This is a genomic window from Bradyrhizobium zhengyangense, assembly GCF_022012435.1.
Taxonomy (GTDB): Bacteria; Pseudomonadota; Alphaproteobacteria; order Rhizobiales; family Xanthobacteraceae; genus Bradyrhizobium; species Bradyrhizobium zhengyangense.
This window is the reverse complement of the sequence record NZ_JAKLUA010000064.1, coordinates 1-2,538: the sequence shown is the minus strand read 5'-3', so window position 1 is coordinate 2,538 and position 2,538 is coordinate 1. Positions and strand designations below refer to the sequence as shown.

Genomic DNA, 2,538 nt, shown 5'->3' with positions numbered 1-2,538 from the left:
CTTCGTAAGCATCCGGTGAGGACCGCGTAGCGGTCACTCAGGCAGCCTGATTGGCTTGCTTGTTCCGGTCACGCCAATTCCAGGGCAGAAGTTCGTCGAGCCGTTGGACCGGATGTGCAGCAATGCGTGCCAGGACGTCGGCGAGCCAGGCTTGCGGATCCACATCGTTCATTTTGGCTGTTACGATCAGGCTGTACATCATCGCGGCACGGTCGCCGCCGCGGTCGGAGCCACAGAACAGCCAGGACTTCCGCCCAAGGGCGATGCCGCGCAGGGCTCGTTCGGCGGCGTTGTTCGACAGGCAGATGCGGCCATCGTTGAGGAAGCGGGTGAACGAGCCCCAGCGCTTGAGCATATAGTCCATCGCCTTGGCAACGTCGTTGCGCCGAGATAGCTTGGCGCGTTGCTCACGCATCCAAGCTTCCAGAGCGGCGACCAGCGGCGCGCTGCGCTCCTGGCGCACGGCCCGGCGCCGCTCAGGCGTCTCGCCGTTGATGCCGCGCTCGATCTCGAACAGGGCATCGATCCGGCGGACTGCTTCCAGTGCCAGCGGCGAGATCACCGCAGGCTTTTTGCCCTGTACCTTGCGGCGCGCATTCTCCGCCAGATCAGCCATCACGAAGAACGGCCGTCTGGCATGGACCCAGCACGCGGCTTCCAGGATCGGACCTGCGTTGCGGCCCGGGTCGTAAAGCTTGCCATAGCCGCCATAGGCATCGGCCTGGAAGATGCCGCTATAGCCGGCCAGATGCGCCTGGGGATGCTCGCCGGCGCGATCGCGCGAGTAATAAAACACTGCCCCCGGTGGCGCCTGCCCGCCAAAAGGCTTGTCGTCGCGTACATAGACCCAGATGCGGCCGGTATCGGTCTTGCCTTTGGCCAGGACCGGCACCGTCGTGTCATCCCCGTGCAATCGCTCGGCCCTCAGCACATGGGCCTCGAGGCGCCGGAACAAGGGCGTCAGCGCAACTGTGCAGCCACCAACCTGGTCGGCGAGGGTCGACAGGCTGATCGGCACGCCTTCCTTGGCATAGCGTTCGGCCTGCCGGTTCAGCGGCTGGTGCTGGCCGAATTTCTCGAACAGCACCATCGCCAGCAAGCTGGGGCCGGCCCAACCACGGGCGATGACGTGGAAGGGCGCCGGGGCCTGGCTGATCTTCTCGCAATCACGGCAGCTGAACTTCTCCCGGACGTGCTGGATCACCTTCCAGGATTTCGGGATTACTTCCAGCGTCTCGGTGATGTCCTCCCCGAGCTTGGATAACCGCGCTCCGCCGCAACAAGCGCACGTCACCGGTCCCGGCACAAGCACCCGCTCGCGAGGCAGATGGTCCGGGAAGGGCTGGCGCGACGGCCGCTTGCGCGTGAACGAGGCCACCTTCGTCGTCTTGGCGGCGGCCATTTCAGCAGCAAGTTCGTCCTCAGTCGCAGAAGCCTCGAGCTCCTCCAACGTCAGTTCGAGCTGATCCAGCAGCCTTGCGGTACGCTCCGAGCGAGGGCCATGGCGATCACGGTTCAGCTTTTTGATCTGCAGCTTCAGGTGAGCGATCAGCGCCTGGTCGTCGGACTGCTGGGCGCGAACGCTGGCAAGTTCGGCCCGCGTCACCAGCAACGCCGCCTGCAGCGCCTCAATGTCTTCCGGCAGCTTCTCGGGACTGTCACCCATGCACCGATGGAATCACAAAAGCCGCGATTTGGCGCGGCCTTTTTGCAATCTCACAGGACTATTGCGCTGCTTATCCTGCGCTCTGCGGCCGCCAACTATGTTGCGGGTTGCGCCAGTCGATCGCCTCCAGCAAATAGCCCATCTGAGCTGCCGTCAGCGACACCACGCCGTCCACCGTCGCAGGCCAGATAAAGCGGCCACGGTCCAGTCGCTTGGCGTAGAGCGATAGCCCGACCCCATCGTGCCAAAGCGCCTTGATCAGTGTGCCGGCACGACCACGGAACACAAAGACGTCGCCGGCAAAAGGATCTCGCCCGAGGCCCTCCTGCACCAGCAATGCCAGACCCTGCATGCCCTTGCGCATGTCCGTGTGACCGGTTGCGATCCAGATTCTTGCCCCTGCCGCGATCGGGATCATCGCCGCTCCAGCAGATCCAACACGCGAGACAACGCGGTCATATCAACGCCGGCGTCCACGATCACGCGACAGGCCTTGCCGACGACAATCTCCATGCGTCCGCCCGCTGGCCCCGCCAAAGCTACTGGCGGCACCGCCGGTTGGTCCGGCATCACCATCGCCGGCACAAAGGCTGGCTGAAGTTGTTCGCTCGCCCGCGCTCCAAACGATCGTCGCCAAGTCAGCAGCAGCGAGCGCGAGATGCCGTATCGTCGTGCTGTCGACGAGACCGCGCGCGGTGCCTGCAAACTCTCCAGAACGATCTTGAGTTTCTCATCAGAGGTCCAGCGACGGCGACGGCCGGTCTCGACAACCTCAAACCGTTCAATCTGAGCACTGAACTTATTGCTGTCCATAAGGGCTGTTACACAGCACTCCTCTTAACCCGGCAAGACGGCCCTCACCGGAGGGAGAC

The 2,538-nt window shown here is 63.7% G+C and carries 3 protein-coding genes; all 3 read right to left on the bottom strand.

Annotated elements, in window-relative coordinates; genetic code table 11:
* Nucleotides 1-37: 37 nt before the first annotated feature.
* Complete coding sequence (gene tnpC / locus L6637_RS42120) at nucleotides 38-1,666, bottom strand: IS66 family transposase (protein WP_237874442.1); 1,629 nt, start codon at nucleotides 1,664-1,666, stop codon at nucleotides 38-40.
* A 70-nt stretch (nucleotides 1,667-1,736) separates the two neighbouring features.
* Complete coding sequence (gene tnpB / locus L6637_RS42115; RefSeq protein WP_038388978.1) at nucleotides 1,737-2,084, bottom strand: IS66 family insertion sequence element accessory protein TnpB; 348 nt, start codon at nucleotides 2,082-2,084, stop codon at nucleotides 1,737-1,739.
* Nucleotides 2,081-2,479 (bottom strand): IS66-like element accessory protein TnpA, encoded by a 399-nt coding sequence (gene tnpA, locus L6637_RS42110; protein WP_237874440.1) that lies wholly within the window; start codon nucleotides 2,477-2,479, stop codon nucleotides 2,081-2,083. Before tnpA ends, tnpB begins: the two co-directional genes overlap by 4 nt.
* Between the last annotated feature and the right edge of the window lie 59 nt (nucleotides 2,480-2,538).